The organism is Pseudoalteromonas sp. 19-MNA-CIBAN-0066, from assembly GCF_040308705.1.
Classification (GTDB): Bacteria; Pseudomonadota; Gammaproteobacteria; order Enterobacterales; family Alteromonadaceae; genus Pseudoalteromonas; species Pseudoalteromonas nigrifaciens.
This window is the reverse complement of sequence record NZ_JBEONZ010000359.1, coordinates 1-245: the sequence shown is the minus strand read 5'-3', so window position 1 is coordinate 245 and position 245 is coordinate 1. Positions and strand designations below refer to the sequence as shown.

Annotated in this window: 1 pseudogene; it reads right to left on the bottom strand. The window is 42.0% G+C overall.

From position 1 onward, the window contains the following. Positions 1-245: pseudogene (locus AAEZ18_RS19425) on the bottom strand (RNA-binding transcriptional accessory protein); the annotation flags it as partial.

Here is a 245-nt window from a genome sequence, read left to right as displayed (position 1 = left end):
GATTTATCCCAATGATTTTGTGGTGCATGAGGGAAAATAGTTTGTGTAGCTAGTAATTTACCTGTGCTATCAACAACGGCAATCTTACAGCCAGTACGAAGGCCTGGATCAAGACCTAAAGTAGTACGAGGGCCTGCAGGTGCAGCCATTAATAAATCTTTTAAGTTTTTAGCAAATACATCGATTGCACCGGCTTCTGCTTTTTCGCGCATTGCTGCAAAAAACTCATTCTCTAGGTGTAACCC